Genomic DNA, 18,093 nt, shown 5'->3' on the forward strand with positions numbered 1-18,093 from the left:
GTGGTCAATTTCATTGCCCACGGCATCCGCAAGACCGATCCGCCCGAGGCGACCAAATCCGACGCGCCCGCGAGCTCCGAAACCGAAGAGGCCAGCGGTGGTGAGCGCAACGAAAAAGCCTCACCCCTGGAGCAATACACCAACAACCTGAACCAAGCTGCCAAAGACGGCAAGATCGATCCGCTGATTGGCCGTGAATACGAAGTCGAGCGTACGATCCAGATCCTGTGCCGCCGTCGCAAGAACAACCCGCTGCTGGTGGGCGAAGCCGGTGTGGGTAAAACAGCGATTGCTGAAGGTCTGGCTTGGCGCATCACGCAGGGCACTGTGCCCGACATCCTGGCGGAAGCCACGGTGTATTCGCTCGACATGGGCGCACTGCTGGCAGGTACCAAGTACCGCGGTGACTTTGAACAGCGCCTCAAAGGGGTGCTCAAGTCGCTCAAGGAAAAACCCAACGGTATCCTTTTCATCGACGAAATCCACACCCTGATCGGTGCGGGTGCGGCCTCGGGCGGCACCTTGGACGCCTCCAACTTGCTCAAGCCAGCCCTCTCCAGTGGCCAGCTCAAGTGCATCGGCGCGACCACTTTCACCGAATACCGAGGCATCTTTGAAAAGGACGCTGCTTTGTCGCGTCGCTTTCAGAAAGTGGACGTGGTTGAGCCCACGGTGTCGGAGACGGTGGACATCCTCAAGGGCCTGAAAAGTCGTTTTGAAGACCACCACAGCGTCAAGTACACCATTGCCGCCTTGCAGGCTGCCGCCGAGTTGTCGGCCAAGTTCATCAACGACCGCCAGCTGCCCGACAAGGCGATTGACGTGATCGACGAAGCCGGTGCTGCCCAACGCATCCAGGTCGCATCCAAACGCAAAAAGACGATTGGCAAAGCCGAGATCGAGGACATCGTGGCCAAGATCGCCCGCATACCGCCCGCTAACGTGTCCAACGACGACCGCAGCAAGTTGCAGACCATCGAGCGTGACCTCAAATCGGTGGTGTTTGGTCAGGACAAGGCCCTTGAAGTGTTGGCCTCGGCCGTCAAGATGGCCCGCTCGGGCCTGGGCAAGACCGACAAGCCGATTGGCTCCTTCCTGTTCTCGGGCCCCACCGGCGTGGGCAAGACCGAGGCGGCCAAGCAACTGGCTTACATCATGGGCATTGAGCTCATTCGCTTTGACATGTCCGAGTACATGGAGCGCCATGCGGTGAGCCGCCTGATCGGCGCGCCTCCGGGCTATGTGGGTTTTGACCAAGGTGGCCTGCTGACCGAAGCCGTGACCAAGAAGCCGCATTGCGTGCTCTTGCTCGACGAAATCGAGAAGGCCCACCCGGACATCTTCAACGTGCTGCTGCAGGTCATGGACCACGGCACCTTGACCGACAACAACGGGCGCAAGGCCGACTTCCGCAACGTGATCATCATCATGACCACCAACGCGGGGGCCGAGACCATGAACAAGGCCACCATCGGTTTCACCAACCCGCGTGCAGCCGGGGACGAAATGGGCGATATCAAACGCTTGTTCACCCCCGAGTTCCGCAACCGCTTGGATGCGATGGTCAGCTTCAAGCCCCTAGACTCACAGATCATCCTGCGCGTCGTGGATAAATTCTTGCTGCAACTGGAAACGCAGTTGGGCGAGAAAAAGGTGGAAGTCACCTTCACCGACGCCTTGCGCAAGTTCTTGGGCAAAAAGGGCTTTGACCCGCTCATGGGTGCGCGTCCGATGCAGCGCCTGATCCAGGACACGATTCGCAAGGCCTTGGCCGACGAATTGTTGTTCGGGCGCCTGACCGAGGGGGGTCGCCTGACGGTGGACATCGACGACAAGGACGAGGTCTTGCTGGACATCACGCCCAATCCGAAAAAGGAAAGTCGCGCGTCGCGGTCGGAGCCTACCGAGCCAGAAGAAGCGACCGCGGATTAAGACCCGTGTCAGCGTCCTGGCCCCTTTTTCGGGGGCGGGTTCACCACAAAGGCGCTTCGGGGCCTTTTTTGCAGGTCAAAAGCAGTTGCTTGTCGGCTGTTGGCTTGTCCTTACCTGCGGCGGCCGCTTCCCAGTAAGTTGCCCAGTACGCCGCGCACGATTTCCCTGCCAATGGCCGAGCCCACCGTGCGCACGGCACTTTTGACCACCAACTGGGCCACCCCGTCGCGTTGCCCACCCCGCGGGCCTGAGCGGCCAAACAGCAGGTCTGACAGCCCACCCATCAGGCCACCGCCGGCCGGCTCGGCCGCAGTTGCGGTTTGCCCAGGCAAGGGACGGATGGTGTTGGCTTGGCCGGATGCAGTGGCCTGACCCTTGATTTTTTCGTAAGCCGACTCCCGGTCCTGGGCTGGTTCGTACACCCCGGCCACCAAAGAGCCTTGAATCAGCGACTGGCGCTGGTCAGGTGTGATGGGGCCGAGTTGGCTGCCCGGTGGCAAGACAAACACGCGTTCGGTCTCGCAGGGACGGCCCTTGGCGTCCAGAAAGCTCACCAACGCCTCGCCCACGGCCAGCTCGGTGATGGCCGCCTCAATGTCCAGTCCTGCCTTGGGGCGCATGGTTTGCGCGGTGGATTTCACGGCTTTTTGGTCGCGAGGTGTGTAGGCGCGCAGGGCGTGCTGCACCCGGTTGCCCAGCTGGCCCAGCACGCTGTCGGGGATGTCCAGCGGGTTTTGCGTGACGAAGTACACTCCTACGCCCTTGGAGCGCACCAGGCGCACCACCAGCTCGATCCGCTCGACCAGGACCGCTGGCGCGTCCTTGAAGAGCAAGTGCGCCTCGTCAAAAAAGAAAATCAGCTTGGGTTTTTCCGGGTCGCCGATCTCGGGCAGCACCTCGAACAACTCCGACAGCATCCACAGCAAGAAGGTGGCGTACAGGCGGGGTGAATTCATCAGCTTGTCGGCCGCCAGGATGTTCACCACCCCCTGGCCTTGTGCGTCGGTCTGCATGAAGTCTTCGATGTTGAGCATGGGCTCGCCAAAGAACTGGTCACCGCCCTGGGTCTCGATTTGCACCAAGCCGCGTTGGATGGCCCCGATGCTGGCGGCGCTGATGTTGCCGTACTCGGTGGTGAACTGCTTGGCGTTGTCGCCCACGTACTGCAGCATGGCCCGCAGGTCTTTCATGTCCAGCAGCAGCAAGCCGTTGTCGTCGGCGATCTTGAACACCAGGTTCAGCACCCCGGCCTGGGTGTCGTTCAGGCCCAGCATGCGCGTGAGCAGCAAAGGCCCCATGTCGGAGATGGTGGCGCGCACCGGATGACCTTGCTCGCCAAACACGTCCCACAAGGTGGTGGGGCAGGCCAGGGACTCGGGCAGAGCAAGCCCTCGTCCTTGCAGCACGGCGGCCAGCTTGACGCCGATCTTGCCGGCTTGGCTGACTCCGGTCAGGTCGCCTTTGACATCGGCCATGAAAACCGGCACACCGATGCGGGAAAAGTTTTCGGCCAGGGTTTGCAGAGTCACGGTTTTGCCGGTGCCGGTGGCGCCGGTGATCAGGCCGTGGCGGTTGGCCAGACCCGGCAGCAGGTGACACTGCGCCAGGGTATTTTGAGCAATCAACATCGGATCAGCCATCGAAAATCTCCTCCTCGGCGTGAAAAGTAAAATCAAGCCTCTAGGTTAAATCAACATTCAAGGAATTTCCGATGGCTGGCCACAGTAAATGGGCAAACATTCAGCACCGCAAAGGGCGGCAAGACGAAAAGCGCCAACGGATCTGGACCCGCGTGGTGCGGGAGATCATGGTCGCGGCCCGCTCGGGCGGCGGCGACGTCAGCGCCAATCCCCGCCTGCGCCTGGCCATCGAGAAGGCCAAAGCGGCCAATATGCCAGCCGACACCATCAAGCGCAACGTGGACAAAGCCACTGGCAATCTGGAGGGTGTGACTTACGAGGAAATCCGATACGAAGGCTACGGCATTGGTGGCGCGGCCATCATCGTGGACACCATGACCGACAACCGGGTGCGCACCGTGGCCGAAATGCGCCATTCGCTGAGCAAGCATGGCGGCAACTTGGGCACAGAGGGCTCGGTGGCGTTCCAATTCAAACACTGCGGTCAACTCATCTTCGCCCCCGGCACTTCGGAAGATCGGGTCATGGAGGTGGCGTTGGAAGCCGGTGCCCAAGATGTGCTCACCGACGAGGAGGGCGCGATCGAGGTCTTGACCACACCCGCTGATTTTGAGGCCGTGAAAAACGCGCTGGAGTCCGCTGGACTGGTGGCCGAGATGTCCGAGGTCACTTGGCGTGCCGAAAATTCTGTGTCTTTGTCAGGCGATGAGGCCGTCAAAATGCAGAAATTATTGGATATATTGGAAGACTTGGACGATGTGCAAAACGTTTTCCACAACGCCGAATTTGAAGATTAAGGAAGTTGGATGAAAGTATTGGTCGTTGGCAGCGGTGGCCGTGAGCACGCCATGGCTTGGAAACTCGCGCAGTCGCCCAAAGTGCAGCTGGTTTATGTGGCACCCGGTAATGGCGGCACGGCCAAAGACAAAAACCTGGTCAATGTGCCGATTACTGACTTGGCGCTGCTGCGCCAGTGGGCTTTGGACAATGGCATCGGTCTGACCTTGGTGGGCCCCGAAGCTCCCTTGGCGGCGGGCATTGTGGACGATTTTCGCGCCCATGGCTTGCGGATATTCGGCCCCACCCAGGCCGCCGCTCAGATGGAAAGCTCCAAGGCTTTTTCCAAGGCCTTCATGCAGCGCCATGGCATCCCCACCGCCGAATTTGAGACCTTCACTGACCCGGCTCTGGCCCACGCCTACGTGGACCGCCAAGGCGCACCCATTGTGGTCAAGGCCGACGGCTTGGCCGCAGGCAAAGGGGTGGTGGTGGCCATGACGTTGTCCCAGGCGCATGAGGCGATTGATTTCATGTTGCTCGATAACACGCTCGGTGTGGCGCACAACGCAGGCGGTGCACGCGTGGTGATCGAAGAGTTCTTGCAAGGCGAAGAAGCCAGTTTCATGGTGCTGTGTGACGGCAAAAACGTGGCGGCCCTGGCCACCAGCCAGGACCATAAACGCTTGCTGGACGGCGACGAAGGCCCCAACACGGGCGGTATGGGGGCTTATTCTCCTGCCCCTGTGGTCACGGCCGAGGTGCACGCCCGCGCCATGCGTGAGGTCATCTTGCCCACCATTCGGGGCATGGAAAAAGACGGCATCCCCTACACCGGCTTCTTGTATGCAGGCTTGATGATCGACCCGCAAGGCCGCATCAAGACCCTGGAATTCAACTGCCGCATGGGCGACCCCGAGACCCAGCCCATCTTGATGCGCCTGAAGTCCGATCTGTTTGAAGTGCTGATGGCGGCGACCGGCGAGGGCCTGAATCAATTGGAGATGGAATGGGACCGGCGCGTGGCGCTGGGGGTGGTCATGGCCGCCGCGGGTTATCCGCTGGACCCACGCAAGGGCGATGCCGTGACAGGTCTGCCCAAAGACTTGAACGATGCCATGGTGTTCCATGCGGGCACCACCGAAAAAGACGGTCAAATCCTGACCTCTGGGGGGCGTGTGCTGTGCGTCACGGTGCTGGCTGACTCGGTCAAGCAAGCGCAGCAAAAGGCTTACCAGGAGGCGATCCCAATTGCCTTTGAAGGCATGCAGATGCGCCAAGACATTGGTTACCGCGCCATCAAAAACTGAAGCCACACTTACGCCATGCGCAGTTTGTCCGACCACCCCGTGACCTTCAAAGGCTCCTCCTTGGCCAGCTGGGTCTTGAAACTGCTGGGTTGGCATGTGGACTTTGAGGGTTTTCCGACCCGTCAGGGCGTCGCAGTTTTTTACCCCCACACCAGCAATTGGGATTTTCCGATCGGTATGCTGGCCAAATGGGCACTGGGCGTTCCGGTGCATTTTTGGGGCAAGGATTCGTTGTTCAAATTTCCACTGGTCGGTGCCTGGCTTCGGTATCTGGGCGGCATCCCGATTGACCGCAGCTCGTCAAAGGGCGTGGTCGGACAGATGGTGCATGTTTTTGAGCAACACAAGCAAAACGACCAGTTTCTCTGGTTGGGTTTGGCGCCCGAGGGCACACGCCAACATACACCGGGCTGGCGCAGCGGTTTTTACCAACTGGCCCTCGGGGCGCAGGTGCCCTTGGCCTTGGTCAAGCTGGACTGGGGGCGGCGTCGTTTTGGCGTGGTCGATTTTTACGACCTGACGGGACATGTTGAGCAAGATTACGCCCACCTGGCCCAAGTCTATGCAGGGGTGACGGGCTTTCATGCGCACCTGATGGGGCCCATCATCCCGTGGCGCCCTGTTCAGGTCGATCAGCCTTTCCCGCCAGAGACCACAACCATTTCCTGAAAACCTGACCACGTCTGTCTCCACCATGAGCACCAGCTTTCAACTCGGCACCGTCAAGAACTATCTGCTGGGCCTGCAGTCGCGCATCACCGGGGCCTTGACAGATCTTGATGGCACCCCTTTCCTGACCGACGCCTGGCAAAAAGACCCTGGCGAAAAACTCCAGGGCAATGGCATCACCCAGATTCTGGAAGGTGGGCCCATTTTTGAACGGGCTGGTTGCGGGTTTTCGCACGTCACCGGGCCACAGCTGCCGCCCTCGGCCACCCAGCACCGCCCAGAGTTGTCCGGCTCGGCCTTTGAGGCGATGGGCGTGTCCTTGGTGTTTCACCCGCGCAACCCCTATGTGCCCACCGTGCACATGAACGTGCGCATGATCGCGGCCAAACCCGAGGGCCGGGCGCCCGTGGCCTGGTTTGGCGGTGGCATGGACCTGACGCCCTACTACGGTTTTGACGAAGACGCGGTGCATTTTCACCAGACTTGCAAGGACGCGTTGTCCCCGTTTGGCGAGGGTTTGCACCCTCGCTTCAAGACCTGGTGTGATGACTATTTTTGTAACAAGCATCGCCACGAGCAACGCGGAGTGGGGGGCATTTTTTTCGACGATTTTTCTGAACTGGGCATGGACCAGAGCTTTGCCATGCTGCAAAGCGTGGCTGATTCACTGCTGACGGCCTACATGCCCATCGTGATGCGCCGCAAGGACTCACCCTATGGCGAGCATGAACGTGACTTTCAGCTCTACCGCCGTGGCCGCTATGTGGAGTTCAACTTGGTCTGGGACCGGGGCACGCATTTCGGTTTGCAGTCCGGTGGCCGCACTGAATCGATCTTGCTGTCCATGCCGCCTGAAGTTCGCTGGTCTTATCAGCGCCAGGATCCGCCGGGATCGCCCGAAGCGCGCTTGCTCAGCCACTTTCTGGTGCCCAAGGACTGGGTTTGAACCTGCCGACTGCGATGCCCAACGTCAAGGCTGGCATGCAGCGCCTGGGTGTTTTTGGTGGCGCTTTTGATCCGCCGCACTTGGCGCATGTGGCCTTGGTGGAGGCGGCCATCGAGCAGTTGCAACTCCAGCAAGTGCGTGTTTTTCCCACGGGTGATGCTTGGCACAAACCACGTCAGTTGTCTGATGCCGTCAACCGGGTGGCCATGACCCGACTGGCCTTTGCACATTTGCCGCTTGTTGTGGTGGACGAGCGCGAAACTTGCCGATCCGGTCCCAGCTACACGGTGGACACCCTGCATGAGTTGCAGAACGAATATCCGCAGGCGCAGCTGTTTTTGCTCATTGGTGACGACCAGCGGCGGTCCTTGCCGTCCTGGCACCAAATCGGTGAAATCGGGCGCATCGCTATAATCTGCGCCGCAGACCGTGATATGGCCGTGCGTGCCTGGAACGAAGAATCAGGCGCTGCACCTACAAATCCACCCCTTTCAGACACGCTGCAAGCGCGCATTCGCACTCTGGACATGCCGCTGATGCCCCACAGTGCCACGGACATCCGTGTGCTGGCGGCCACAGAGCAGGCCTTGACAGGCTTGGTACCCCCCGCTGTTGAGCGCTATATTCACGAACACCACCTTTACAGGCCCCATTGATGACCGATAACGCAGCCAAAAAAGACATTCAAAAACTCCAACGAACCATCGTGGACGCACTGGAGGACGTCAAGGCCCAAGAGATCCAGGTGTTTGACACCGAGCACCTTTCCTCCTTGTTTGAGCGGGTCATCATTGCCTCGGGTACGTCCAACCGCCAGACCAAGGCCCTGGCCGCCAGCGTGCGTGACAAAGTGCGCAACGCCGGCTTTGGCAAACCCCGCATTGAGGGCGAAGACAACGGCGAGTGGATCATTGTCGACTGCGGCCCAGCCGTGGTGCACGTCATGCAGCCCACCATTCGCACCTATTACAACCTGGAACAAATCTGGGGCGGAACGCCCGTACGCCTGAAGTTTGGTGCGCCCAAGCCTGCCGTAACAGCAGAGGTCAAGGGCCACATCAAGAACTCGGTGGCGAAAAAAGCCACGGGCAAAGCTGCCGCCAAATCTGCCGAGGCCAAACCACCCGCAGCCAAGAAGCCGGCAGCCAAACCCGCATTGAAAGCACCGGCCAAATCGGCCAAGCCAGCGGGCAAGGCACCCGCTAAAACCACCGCTAAACCCGCTACTGAAACAGCAGCCAAGTCGACTCCGAAAGCCAACAGCCCCACCAGCAAGCCCACGTTGAAGACAGTGGGCAAGCCCACGGCCAAATCAGCTGCCCAACCGGCAGCCAAAAAACCCCCAGCCCGCAAGCCCGTGCAAGCGGCCACCCGCCGAAAAGCCGATTGATCCTGAATGAAGCTGCTGATCGTTGCGGTTGGCCTGCGTGTGCCGGATTGGGCGCAGACCGCTTGGGACGACTACGCCAAACGCTTTCCGCCTGAGCTCAAGGTCGAGCTCAAAGCCGTGAAAACCGAGCCTCGGGGCTCCAAAACCTTGCCCAACCTGTACGCGGCCGAGCGCCAGCGCATCGAAGCGGCCATTCCCCGTGGCACCCGCATCGTGGTACTCGACGAGCGCGGCACCCACCTGACCACGCAAGCCTTGGCCATCCGCCTAACCAGCTGGCAGTTGGGGGGCGACGACGTGGCCTTGGTCATTGGTGGCCCCGACGGGCTGGAGCCCGAGTTTCGCCAGGCAGCGCACGAGCGCATCCGCTTGTCCGATCTGACCTTGCCTCACGCCATGGCCCGCGTTCTGTTGATCGAGCAGCTCTACCGCGCCTGGTCCATCAACGCCAACCACCCCTACCACCGCGAATGAGCGACTTCATTTACCTTGCCTCTCAAAGCCCTCGGCGCAGCCAGCTCCTTGACCAGATGGGCGTGGCCCACAGGTTGCTGCTGGCCTCGCCTGAAGAGGACGCCGAGTCTTTGGAAGATGTGCGGGGTGCGGAAGCCCCTGCACGCTATGTGGCGCGGGTTACAGCTTTGAAACTCGATGCGGCGATGCAACGGTTGAATCGTCAGGGCCTGCCTGCCGCGCCCGTGCTGTGCGCTGACACCACCGTGTGCCTGGGCCGGGATATTTTGGGTAAACCGACTGATGAGGCCGATGCCGTGCGCATTGTGAAACGGCTGTCTGGCCAAACCCACCGCGTATTGACAGCCGTTGCCGCACAAAAAGGGCACAAACGGGTGGCGACGGTGTCTCAATCGTGGGTGCGCTTTGCGCCCATGACACCCGCTCAGATCAAGGCCTACGTGGCCACAGGCGAGCCCATGGGCAAAGCCGGTGCTTACGGGGTACAGGGCAGGGCGGCTGCCCATATTGAACAGATCCGGGGCAGTTATTCAGGCATCATGGGTTTGCCGCTGTTCGAGACTGCCGCTTTGCTGCGGTCCTTGGGCTTGCGCTGTTGAGCGTTCTCGCAAGCCAAGGTGCTGATGGTGCCCTGTCGTTTTCCGAATTGTTTTTCTTTTTCCCATCTGATGCCCTCCATGCAACAAGATATTTTGGTCAATTGGTCGCCCCAAGAAACACGGGTCGCTGTGGTCGAATTTGGCGCGGTGCAAGAGTTGCATGTCGAGCGCACGCTGGAACGCGGTCTGGTGGGCAATGTTTATTTGGGCAAAGTGGCCCGTGTTCTGCCCGGCATGCAATCGGCCTTCATCGACATTGGCCTCGACAAAGCGGCTTTTTTGCATGTGGCCGATGTTTGGCAAAAACACGCCGAAGGCGAGGCGGCCTCAGCCCGCACGGGCCAGCCGCTGGTGCCGATTGAAAAACAGGTGTTCGAAGGCCGCGCCATCATGGTGCAGGTGATCAAGGACCCCATGGGGACCAAGGGCGCGCGCCTGTCCACCCAGATCAGCATCGCAGGCCGGCACTTGGTGTTCTTGCCGCAAGACGACCACATCGGGGTGTCGCAAAAAATTCCTTCTGAGCAGCGCGATGCGCTGCGCCAAAGGATGCAAGCTTTGGTGGGGCCTGCTGGCGGCGGATTCATCTTGCGCACCAACGCCGAAGACTCGAGCGACGAAGAGTTGCAAGACGACATCGCTTACCTGCGCAAGACCTGGACCCGTATCAAAGAGGCCTCTTTGCGGCAGCCGCCCGCCAACATCCTGCATCAGGACTTGACGCTGTTGCAGCGCGTGTTGCGCGACCTGGTGGGGGAGGCCACACAAAGCATCCGCATTGATTCGCAGGAGCAGTTTGCCCAGCTGCAGGAATTTGGCCTCGAGTTCATGCCCAAAGCGGCCGAGCGCCTGCAGCTGTACAAAGGTGAGCGCCCGATTTTTGACCTGTATGCCATCGACGAGGAAATTGCCAAGGCGCTGGGCCGGCGGGTGGAACTGAAATCGGGCGGTTACCTGATCATTGACCAAACCGAGGCGCTGACCACGGTGGACGTGAACACGGGCGGTTATGTCGGTGCGCGCAATTTTGAAGACACGATTTTCAAAACCAACTTGGAGGCAGCCCAGGCCATTGCACGGCAACTTCGCCTGCGCAACCTGGGCGGCATCGTCATTGCCGACTTCATCGACATGGCCCGCCCCGAGCATCAGGATGCAGTGCTGGCCGAGTTCCGAAAACAGCTCTCGCGTGACCGCGTCAAAACCATGGCCGGGGAATTTTCGTCACTCGGCTTGCTGGAAATGACGCGCAAGCGCACCCGCGAATCTTTGGCCCACATGTTGTGCGAACCCTGCCCGAGTTGCCAGGGCAAGGGCATCGTCAAGACGCCGCGCTCGGTGGTATACGACATCTTGCGCGAGATCCTGCGCGAAGCGCGTCAGTTCAACCCGCGGGAGTTCCGCATCGTGGCCACCTCGGCGGTCATCGATTTGCTGCTGGACGAAGAAAGCCAGCACCTGGCAGGCTTGTCGGACTTCATCGCCAAGCCCATTTCACTCCAAGTCGAGGCTGCTTTGGGGCCTGAGCAATACGACATCGTGCTGCTTTAAGGCCAGTCAGGCCTGCAGTTCAGGGGCCCATTCGCCTCGGTGGTGCAGTCGCGCATAGGCGCCACCGCGCGCCAGCAACTCGGCGGGTGCACCTTGTTCGACAATGTGACCGCTCTCCATCACGATGACCCGGTCGGCGTGCTCGATGGTCGACAGCCGGTGCGCCACGATCAAGGTCGTGCGGCCCTGCATCAGTTTTTGCAGGGCGTCCTGCACCAGCCGTTCGGATTCGTTGTCCAGTGCCGATGTGGCTTCGTCCAAAATCAAAACGGGTGCATCCTTGTACAGAGCCCGGGCAATCGCCAGGCGCTGGCGTTGCCCCCCCGAGAGCTGGTTGGCGTTGTGGCCTAAATCGGTGTCCATGCCTTGGGACAGGGTTTGCACATGGGACCACAAATTCGCCGCTTTCAGGCATTGTTGCACTTTGTCGCGGTCGGGCGTTTGGCCCAAGCTCACATTGGCCGCCAAGCTGTCGTTGAACATCACCACATCTTGACTGACCATGGCCAACTGGCTGCGCAAGCTGTCCAGTTGCCACAGCGGCAGCGGCACGCCATCGAGCAGCACCAGGCCACTGGTTGGGTTCAAAAAGCGTGGCAACAGTTGAATCAGAGTGGTTTTACCTGCCCCCGACGTGCCCACCAGGGCCACCGTTTCGCCCGGTGCCACGCTCAGTTGGATGTTCGCCAATGCGGGTGCACCGTCCGGGTTGAATTGCACGGACACGTCCTGCCACTCCAGGGCGCCGTTTGCCCGCTGCGTTTGGTGTTGGCCCTGGCTTTCTTCGGGCGCATCGTGCATCAGGGCCAAGCCACGCTCCAGCGCGGCCAGGCCCCGTGTGATGGGATTGGCCACATCGGCAAGCCGTTTGATGGGCGCGATCAGCATCAGCATGGCCGTGATGAAGGCCACAAAACCGCCCACCGTGGTCCCCGACCCGGCTTCGCGACTCTGCACCAGCGCGATCACCAGCACCAAGGACAGGGCAATCGCCGCCATGATTTGCGTCAGCGGCGTCATGGCGGCCGAGGCTACCGTGGATTTGAGGGCCAAGCGCCGCAGTCGCTGCCCCAGCGCATTGAAGCGACCCATTTGTTGCGCTTGGGCTCCGTGCAGGCGTACCAAGCGATGGGCCTGCACGTTTTCTTCCACCACGTAGGCCAGATCGTCGGTGGCTTTCTGGCTTTCCTTCGTCAGCCCATACAGGCGACGAGACAGCACTTTCATGATCCAGCTCAGACCCGGGGCCACGGTGAACACCACCAGCGTGAGCTGCCAGTTCAGCCACATCAAATAGCCAATCAGGGCCAGCAGGGTGAAACCGTCGCGGGTCAAGCCGATCAAGGCCGACACCAGCTGCGATGCACCAATTTGCACTTCGTACACCACGGTGTTGGACAAGGCGCTGGCCGACTGGCGACTGAACAGCGACAAATCGGCCCGCACCAGTTTGGCAAACAAGTCGCTGCGCAGTTTTTCCATGCCGTCATTGGTCACACGCGCCAGCGCGTACTGCGCCACAAAGTGCGCCAGACCACGCAGGCCAAAAAGGCCAATGACCACCAGCGGAATCGACCACAGCGGCAAACTGTTTTCAGCGAAACCGTTGTCCAGCAAAGGCTGAAACAGGGCAGGAATCAGGGGTTCGGTCAGGGCGGCGACCAAAGTGGCCCCAATGGCCAGCATCCAGACGCCACGTTGACGCCAAAAATAGGGTTTCAGGCGCAACAAACGCTGGGCAATGCCAGGCTGCGGGGTGTTGCCCGTGGGCGGTGTGGGGGCGGTTTGGGCTTCAGACATGGATTTTGCTATTCTAAGAGGCTGGACTGTCGCCTCGTGCTCTGCCGCCATGTGGTCTGCCGCGCAGTCTTAGGCGCTTGGGTGCGGTCATTGGTCAAAAAGAGGTCATCACGGTGTACGATTGGTGTTTTGAATCGTAACGCTCTGCTGTTGATGCACATGAACCTGTTTTGCACACCTGTCCGCCGTCTGGGTTCGCTGTTGATCTGGCTCTCGATGTTGTTGGCTGCCAGCAGCGCACTGGCGCAGTTCCGTGTCGAAGTCACGGGCGTGGGTCTGACCCAATTGCCCGTGCTGGTGGCGCCCTTCAAGGGCGAAGCCCAGGTCGGCCAGAAGATGTCCCAGATTGTGCAAGCCGACTTGGCCCGCAGTGGCCAGTTCAAGCCCTTGCCTTCAGAAAGTCTGGCACTCGACGAAATGAGCCGCCCAGACTGGTCGGTCCTGCGCCCCTTGTCGGCCGAGGCCCTGGTGGCGGGATCGGTCACGCGCCTGGCCAACGGCCGCTTCGATGTCCGGGCCCGATTGTGGGACGCGGTCAAGGGACAGGAAAAGTCCGATTTCAAGGACAACGTCACCGCGGCTGATTTGCGTTTGTCGGCCCATCGTGTGTCCGACTGGGTGTACCAGCAGCTGACGGGTACCCCCGGTGTGTTCACCTCGCGCATCAGTTATGTCACCAAATCCAGTGGCCGCTACAACCTGTGGATTGCCGATTCCGATGGGGAGGGTGCACGCTCTGCCCTCAGCAGTCCAGAACCCATCATCTCCCCCTCCTGGTCGCCCACGGGCACCCAATTGGCCTATGTGTCCTTTGAGTCACGCAAGCCCGTCGTGTATGTTCACGAGTTGGCCAGTGGTCAGCGCAGGGTGGTTGCCAATTTCAAAGGCTCCAACAGCGCACCGGCATGGTCCCCTGACGGCCGGTCGATTGTGGCCACGCTCAGCCGCGATGGTGGCTCACAGCTCTACCGGGTGTCCTTGCAAGGCGGCGAGCCCCAGCGCCTGACTGCGGGCAATATCAACACCGAACCGGCGTTTTCGCCGGATGGCAACACCTTGTACTTTGTCAGTGACCGGGGCGGTAACCCCCAAATCTACAAAATGCCTGCACAGGGCGGTCCTGCCGACCGGGTGACTTTTTCGGGCAACTACAACATCTCGCCTGCCATCAGCCCCGATGGTCGCTGGCTGGCCTATGTTTCTCGCTTGTCGGGCGGTTTCCGCTTGCACCTGATGGAGTTGGCCACAGGTCAGGCCACAGCGTTGACGGACACCAACGCCGATGAGCGCCCCAGTTTTGCCGCCAACAGCCGTTTGCTGGTTTACGCCACGCAACAAGGCGGTGAAGCCTTGATGACCACCACACTGGATGGGCGCATCAAAGCCCGCTTGGCTGTGCAAGGCGGCGACATCCGCGAGCCGCATTGGGGTCCGGTTCGTCCCTGAGTTCTGAATTTAAAATCTGTTTTTATCCATGAGGTTCAATATGAAAAAGCATTTCTGGTCGGTGTTGATGGTCACGGTGGCCCTGGCGGGCTGCGCCTCGGGCGTCAAACTCGATGATGTGCCCGTGGAAGACAAATCGGCCAAACCGAGCGTCGTGGGTGTTCAAGGCATTGCTGCTGGACAAGGTGGCGCTCAAACAACCAGCAGCGTAGCGGCTGTGTCTGTCGGCCAACCCGCGGCAGGCCAAGGCCCTGTCGGCATTGCCCATGTGGTGTTTTTTGACTACGACAGCTTTGTGCTTCGTCCCGAAGCCCGTCCCGTGATCGCTTCGCATGCCCAATTTTTGCAAGCCAATAAGCAGCGCAAAGCCAATTTGGAAGGCCACACCGATGACCGTGGTGGCCGCGAATACAACTTGGCCTTGGGTCAAAAGCGAGCCGATGCGGTGCGCCAGGCATTGAGCTTGCTGGGCGTCCCCGAGTCACAACTCGAAGCCGTGAGCTTTGGCAAGGAAAAGCCCTTGGCCAACGGCGCTTCTGAGGCCGATCAGGCGCAAAACCGCCGCGTTGAAATCCGTTATTGAGGCCTGACATGCAACACGTTCGATCGGTCTGGTTCAATGCCGCTATGGCGCTGACCCTTGGCTTGGCCGTCTTGTCCAGCCCTGCACATGCGGTTTTGTTTGGCGGGGACGATGAAGCGCGTCGGGCCATTCTCGATTTGCGCCAGCGTCTGGAGCAGTCTCAAAATGCCACCCGCGCTCTGATCGAGCAAAACGCGCAGTCGCAAAGTCAAACACAAAACCAGGCCAATGCCCAACTGCGCAGTGCGCTGCTGGATCTGCAAGGCCAAATCGATCGCCTCAAATCAGAACTGGCCCAAAGCTTGGGCGCACAAGAGCGCCTGGCGCGCGACCTGACTGAATTGCAGTTGCGTCAAAAAGACGTGCTCATCAGCGTCGATGACCGCTTGCGCCGCTTCGAGCCTGTACCCGCCACCATCGATGGCCGCGAAGTGATGGTTGATCCTGCTGAAAAAGCCGACCATGACAAAGCCATGGCACTGTTTCGTCAGGCCGACTTTGCTGCAGCCCAAGGTGCTCTGGAATCGTTTGTGTTGCGGCATGCCGCCAGCGCTTATGTGCCCTCGGCCCTGTTCTGGCTGGGCAACGCCCAGTACGCCAACAAGGCTTACAAAGAATCGATGGCGAACTTCCAAAAGCTGCTGAGCATGTCGCCGAATCACCCGCGTGCGGCCGAGTCCATGCTGGCGATCTCCAATGTTCAGATTGAACTCAAGGACATGAAGGCGGCGCGTAAAACTCTGGAAGATCTGATCGTTGCCTATCCTCAGGCCGAAACGGCGGGCACCGCCCGCGAGCGCCTGGCTCGCCTGCGCTGACATCGGATGGTTTTGTATTCTGTGGATGAAGTCCAGCAGTTGGTTTACCAGGTTCAGGGGGCCAGCTTCGCCTTGTCATTGATGGTGGGGGTGTTGATTCATCGGGGTCACTTTTGCACCATGGGGGCCATCAGCGATTGGGTGGTGATGCGCGACGCAACCCGCCTGCGGCAATGGGCATTGGCGGTGGCGGTGGCCACGGCCGGTTTCGGCTTGATGGCCTGGCTCGGCTGGATCAGCCCACTGAACACCATTTACGCCTCTTCTCAGTTGGTTTGGCTGTCGGCGCTTTCGGGTGGTGCCATGTTCGGTATCGGCATGGTGCTGGCATCGGGCTGCAGCAGCAAATCCTTGGTTCGCTTGGCGGCGGGCAACCTCAAATCCCTGGTGGTCTTGCTGGCCATGGCGGTTTCGGCGCTGGCGGCCATGCGCGGCTTCACGGCGGTGTGGCGCGTGCACGGGTTGGACACGGTGGCCATTGATTTGCCCTATGGCCCTTTTGTCGGGCAGTGGTTGTCTGCTTTTTGGGCGCTGGACCTGCGCACCGGCTTGGGCATCAGCGCAGCGCTGGTGTCTTTGCTCTTGCTGGGATGGATCGTCCAAGATCGCCGTTTCCACTCGGTGTTCAACTGGGTCACGGGTGCGGGTCTTGGCTTGCTGGCGGTGGCACTGTGGTGGGTCAGTGGTGTGATGGGTTTTGTGTCTGAACACCCGCAAACCCTGGAGCCGGTGTTCCTGGCCACCCAAAGCGGCCGCATGGAGGCGTTCAGTTTCACGGCACCTGTAGGCTTTTGGCTCGATGCCCTGCTGTATTACAGCGACGGCAGCAAACGGCTGACCCTGGGCATGGTCACGGTGGCCGGTGTTTTGGTGGGGGCTTGCCTGAGCGCATTGCAGCAAGGCAGTTTTCGTTGGGAAGGCTTCACCGACCGAGCCGATTTGGTTCGCCATTTGGTCGGTGGCGCGCTCATGGGCACAGGCGGCGTGCTGGCCATGGGGTGCACCTTGGGTCAGGGCCTGAGTGGGCTGTCGACCTTGAGCTTGGGCAGCCTGCTGTCGGTGCTGGGCATCTTTGCCGGGGCTTGGGCCGCTTTGCATTGGCAAATGCGCGAGGCTTGAGCCTTCTCATTCGCGCTTCGCCCTCGCTTTATTTTTTCCGAGACCAGTCCATGAGCCAGATGCCACAGATGGAAAAAGACGACGAGAACACTCGCCGGTTCGGCGGTCTTCAACGCCTGTACGGCGTGTTCGGTGCGCAGCGCATTCGGCAATCGCATGTCGTGGTGGTGGGGATCGGTGGCGTGGGCTCTTGGGTGGCAGAAGCCCTGGCCCGAAGCGGCGTGGCGCGTTTGACCCTGATCGACATGGACCACATTTCAGAGTCCAATATCAACCGGCAAATCCACGCGCTCAGCAACACCACGGGCCAATCCAAAGTGTTGGCCATGCAAGAACGCATTGCACTGATTCACCCGCAATGCCAAGTTGATGCAGTGGACGATTTTGTGAGCCCTGAAAATTGGCCTGCGCTGTTGCCCTGCATCCCCGATGCCCTGGTTGATGCCTGTGACCAGGTCAAGGCCAAAGTGAGCCTGGCGCGATGGGCACTGAGTGAAGGTGTGGGCTTTATCACTGTGGGGGCCGCTGGCGGCAAACGCCTCGCGCACAAGGTCGATGTAGACGACCTGTCGCGCGTCACCCATGACCCTTTGCTGGCGCAGTTGAGATACCAATTGCGCAAACACCATGGTGCCGCCAGAGGCGACAAACGCATGGGCGTTCAAGGCGTCTTCAGTCGCGAAGCCGTGGCCCCGCCAGATGCTTCTTGCGCCCTGGAAAGCGACGGCTCGCTCAACTGCCATGGGTACGGATCGGTGGTCAGTGTGACGGCCACCTTTGGCATGTGCGCGGCTTCAGAAATATTGAATTTTTTAGCGACCCCCTCTGAGCGGGTCAAAAAATGACGCTATAATTTGAGACTTGCCTAAGTGCACAGCACCTCTGCAAAGGGACCATAGCTCAGTTGGTAGAGCAGCGGACTTTTAATCCGTTTGTCGTGGGTTCGACCCCCGCTGGTCCCACCAAATTGAAAAGCACTTTGAACTTCGGTTCAAAGTGCTTTTTTCATGCCCGACTGTTCTTTATGCCGACATCTCTC

17 protein-coding genes and 1 tRNA gene are annotated in these 18,093 nt (G+C 60.2%); 16 read left to right on the forward strand and 2 right to left on the reverse strand.

Annotated features, from left to right (window positions below):
- The coding region (locus tag ACIQ47_RS01860) for an AAA family ATPase (RefSeq protein WP_396436570.1) at positions 1-1,932 on the forward strand (1,932 nt) is incomplete at its 5' end.
- 110 nt (positions 1,933-2,042) lie between these two features.
- Here ACIQ47_RS01860 and ACIQ47_RS01865 read toward each other — a convergent pair.
- A complete protein-coding gene (locus ACIQ47_RS01865) occupies positions 2,043-3,572 on the reverse strand; it encodes a helicase HerA-like C-terminal domain-containing protein (RefSeq protein WP_396436571.1) in 1,530 nt (509 codons plus the stop codon).
- Between the two features lie 71 nt (positions 3,573-3,643).
- Here ACIQ47_RS01865 and ACIQ47_RS01870 point away from each other — a divergent pair, with 71 nt between their 5' ends.
- From ACIQ47_RS01870 to rng, 9 genes are all read left to right on the forward strand, one after another.
- Positions 3,644-4,369 carry a YebC/PmpR family DNA-binding transcriptional regulator gene (locus tag ACIQ47_RS01870; protein ID WP_396436572.1) on the forward strand — a complete coding sequence of 242 codons (726 nt, stop codon included), beginning with the start codon at positions 3,644-3,646 and terminating at the stop codon, positions 4,367-4,369.
- Positions 4,370-4,378: 9 nt separating this feature from the next.
- On the forward strand, positions 4,379-5,659 hold the full coding sequence (purD, locus tag ACIQ47_RS01875) for a phosphoribosylamine--glycine ligase (protein WP_296291966.1): 1,281 nt from the start codon (positions 4,379-4,381) through the stop codon (positions 5,657-5,659).
- Between the two features lie 15 nt (positions 5,660-5,674).
- Positions 5,675-6,328, forward strand: coding sequence for a 1-acyl-sn-glycerol-3-phosphate acyltransferase (locus tag ACIQ47_RS01880; protein ID WP_396436573.1), 654 nt, complete (start codon positions 5,675-5,677; stop codon positions 6,326-6,328).
- A 25-nt stretch (positions 6,329-6,353) separates the two neighbouring features.
- Positions 6,354-7,274, forward strand: a complete 921-nt coding sequence (gene hemF / locus ACIQ47_RS01885; RefSeq protein ID WP_396436574.1) for an oxygen-dependent coproporphyrinogen oxidase — start codon at positions 6,354-6,356, stop codon at positions 7,272-7,274.
- A 35-nt stretch (positions 7,275-7,309) separates the two neighbouring features.
- Complete coding sequence (nadD, locus tag ACIQ47_RS01890; RefSeq protein WP_396436616.1) at positions 7,310-7,930, forward strand: nicotinate (nicotinamide) nucleotide adenylyltransferase; 621 nt, start codon at positions 7,310-7,312, stop codon at positions 7,928-7,930.
- The gene (rsfS, locus tag ACIQ47_RS01895; protein WP_396436575.1) at positions 7,930-8,664 is read left to right on the forward strand and encodes a ribosome silencing factor; all 735 of its coding nucleotides are present in this window, start codon (positions 7,930-7,932) and stop codon (positions 8,662-8,664) included. The genes nadD and rsfS overlap by 1 nt, the downstream gene beginning before the upstream one ends.
- Before the next feature lie 6 nt (positions 8,665-8,670).
- Complete coding sequence (gene rlmH / locus ACIQ47_RS01900) at positions 8,671-9,138, forward strand: 23S rRNA (pseudouridine(1915)-N(3))-methyltransferase RlmH (RefSeq protein WP_396436576.1); 468 nt, start codon at positions 8,671-8,673, stop codon at positions 9,136-9,138.
- Positions 9,135-9,737, forward strand: coding sequence for a Maf family protein (locus ACIQ47_RS01905; protein WP_396436577.1), 603 nt, complete (start codon positions 9,135-9,137; stop codon positions 9,735-9,737). Before rlmH ends, ACIQ47_RS01905 begins: the two co-directional genes overlap by 4 nt.
- A gap of 78 nt (positions 9,738-9,815) precedes the next feature.
- A complete protein-coding gene (gene rng / locus ACIQ47_RS01910; protein WP_396436578.1) occupies positions 9,816-11,288 on the forward strand; it encodes a ribonuclease G in 1,473 nt (490 codons plus the stop codon).
- Positions 11,289-11,294: 6 nt separating this feature from the next.
- Here the strand turns inward: rng and msbA are convergent, their stop codons facing one another.
- Positions 11,295-13,088, reverse strand: a complete 1,794-nt coding sequence (msbA, locus tag ACIQ47_RS01915; protein WP_396436579.1) for a lipid A export permease/ATP-binding protein MsbA — start codon at positions 13,086-13,088, stop codon at positions 11,295-11,297.
- Between the two features lie 216 nt (positions 13,089-13,304).
- Here msbA and tolB point away from each other — a divergent pair, with 216 nt between their 5' ends.
- From tolB to ACIQ47_RS01945, 6 genes are all read left to right on the forward strand, one after another.
- On the forward strand, positions 13,305-14,534 hold the full coding sequence (gene tolB, locus ACIQ47_RS01920) for a Tol-Pal system beta propeller repeat protein TolB (RefSeq protein ID WP_396436617.1): 1,230 nt from the start codon (positions 13,305-13,307) through the stop codon (positions 14,532-14,534).
- Positions 14,535-14,574: 40 nt separating this feature from the next.
- Positions 14,575-15,117 (forward strand): peptidoglycan-associated lipoprotein Pal, encoded by a 543-nt coding sequence (gene pal / locus ACIQ47_RS01925; RefSeq protein WP_396436580.1) that lies wholly within the window; start codon positions 14,575-14,577, stop codon positions 15,115-15,117.
- Positions 15,118-15,125: 8 nt separating this feature from the next.
- Positions 15,126-15,935 carry a tetratricopeptide repeat protein gene (locus ACIQ47_RS01930; protein WP_396436581.1) on the forward strand — a complete coding sequence of 270 codons (810 nt, stop codon included), beginning with the start codon at positions 15,126-15,128 and terminating at the stop codon, positions 15,933-15,935.
- A gap of 6 nt (positions 15,936-15,941) precedes the next feature.
- Positions 15,942-17,054, forward strand: coding sequence for a YeeE/YedE family protein (locus ACIQ47_RS01935; RefSeq protein ID WP_396436582.1), 1,113 nt, complete (start codon positions 15,942-15,944; stop codon positions 17,052-17,054).
- A gap of 50 nt (positions 17,055-17,104) precedes the next feature.
- Positions 17,105-17,899 (forward strand): ThiF family adenylyltransferase, encoded by a 795-nt coding sequence (locus tag ACIQ47_RS01940; protein ID WP_396436583.1) that lies wholly within the window; start codon positions 17,105-17,107, stop codon positions 17,897-17,899.
- Positions 17,900-17,943: 44 nt separating this feature from the next.
- Positions 17,944-18,019: transfer RNA gene (locus tag ACIQ47_RS01945), tRNA-Lys, on the forward strand.
- The last annotated feature ends 74 nt before the right edge of the window (positions 18,020-18,093 follow it).

The organism is Limnohabitans sp. (genome assembly GCF_044373035.1).
Classification (GTDB): Bacteria; Pseudomonadota; Gammaproteobacteria; order Burkholderiales; family Burkholderiaceae_C; genus Limnohabitans_A.

Coding starts and splice junctions, on each gene's coding strand:
- ACIQ47_RS01865 (WP_396436571.1), bottom strand. CDS start 3,572: ATGGCTGATCCGATGTTGATTGCTCAAAATACCCTGGCGCAGTGTCAC.
- ACIQ47_RS01870 (WP_396436572.1), top strand. CDS start 3,644: ATGGCTGGCCACAGTAAATGGGCAAACATTCAGCACCGCAAAGGGCGG.
- purD (WP_296291966.1), top strand. CDS start 4,379: ATGAAAGTATTGGTCGTTGGCAGCGGTGGCCGTGAGCACGCCATGGCT.
- ACIQ47_RS01880 (WP_396436573.1), top strand. CDS start 5,675: ATGCGCAGTTTGTCCGACCACCCCGTGACCTTCAAAGGCTCCTCCTTG.
- hemF (WP_396436574.1), top strand. CDS start 6,354: ATGAGCACCAGCTTTCAACTCGGCACCGTCAAGAACTATCTGCTGGGC.
- nadD (WP_396436616.1), top strand. CDS start 7,310: ATGCAGCGCCTGGGTGTTTTTGGTGGCGCTTTTGATCCGCCGCACTTG.
- rsfS (WP_396436575.1), top strand. CDS start 7,930: ATGACCGATAACGCAGCCAAAAAAGACATTCAAAAACTCCAACGAACC.
- rlmH (WP_396436576.1), top strand. CDS start 8,671: ATGAAGCTGCTGATCGTTGCGGTTGGCCTGCGTGTGCCGGATTGGGCG.
- ACIQ47_RS01905 (WP_396436577.1), top strand. CDS start 9,135: ATGAGCGACTTCATTTACCTTGCCTCTCAAAGCCCTCGGCGCAGCCAG.
- rng (WP_396436578.1), top strand. CDS start 9,816: ATGCAACAAGATATTTTGGTCAATTGGTCGCCCCAAGAAACACGGGTC.
- msbA (WP_396436579.1), bottom strand. CDS start 13,088: ATGTCTGAAGCCCAAACCGCCCCCACACCGCCCACGGGCAACACCCCG.
- tolB (WP_396436617.1), top strand. CDS start 13,305: ATGTTGTTGGCTGCCAGCAGCGCACTGGCGCAGTTCCGTGTCGAAGTC.
- pal (WP_396436580.1), top strand. CDS start 14,575: ATGAAAAAGCATTTCTGGTCGGTGTTGATGGTCACGGTGGCCCTGGCG.
- ACIQ47_RS01930 (WP_396436581.1), top strand. CDS start 15,126: ATGCAACACGTTCGATCGGTCTGGTTCAATGCCGCTATGGCGCTGACC.
- ACIQ47_RS01935 (WP_396436582.1), top strand. CDS start 15,942: ATGGTTTTGTATTCTGTGGATGAAGTCCAGCAGTTGGTTTACCAGGTT.
- ACIQ47_RS01940 (WP_396436583.1), top strand. CDS start 17,105: ATGAGCCAGATGCCACAGATGGAAAAAGACGACGAGAACACTCGCCGG.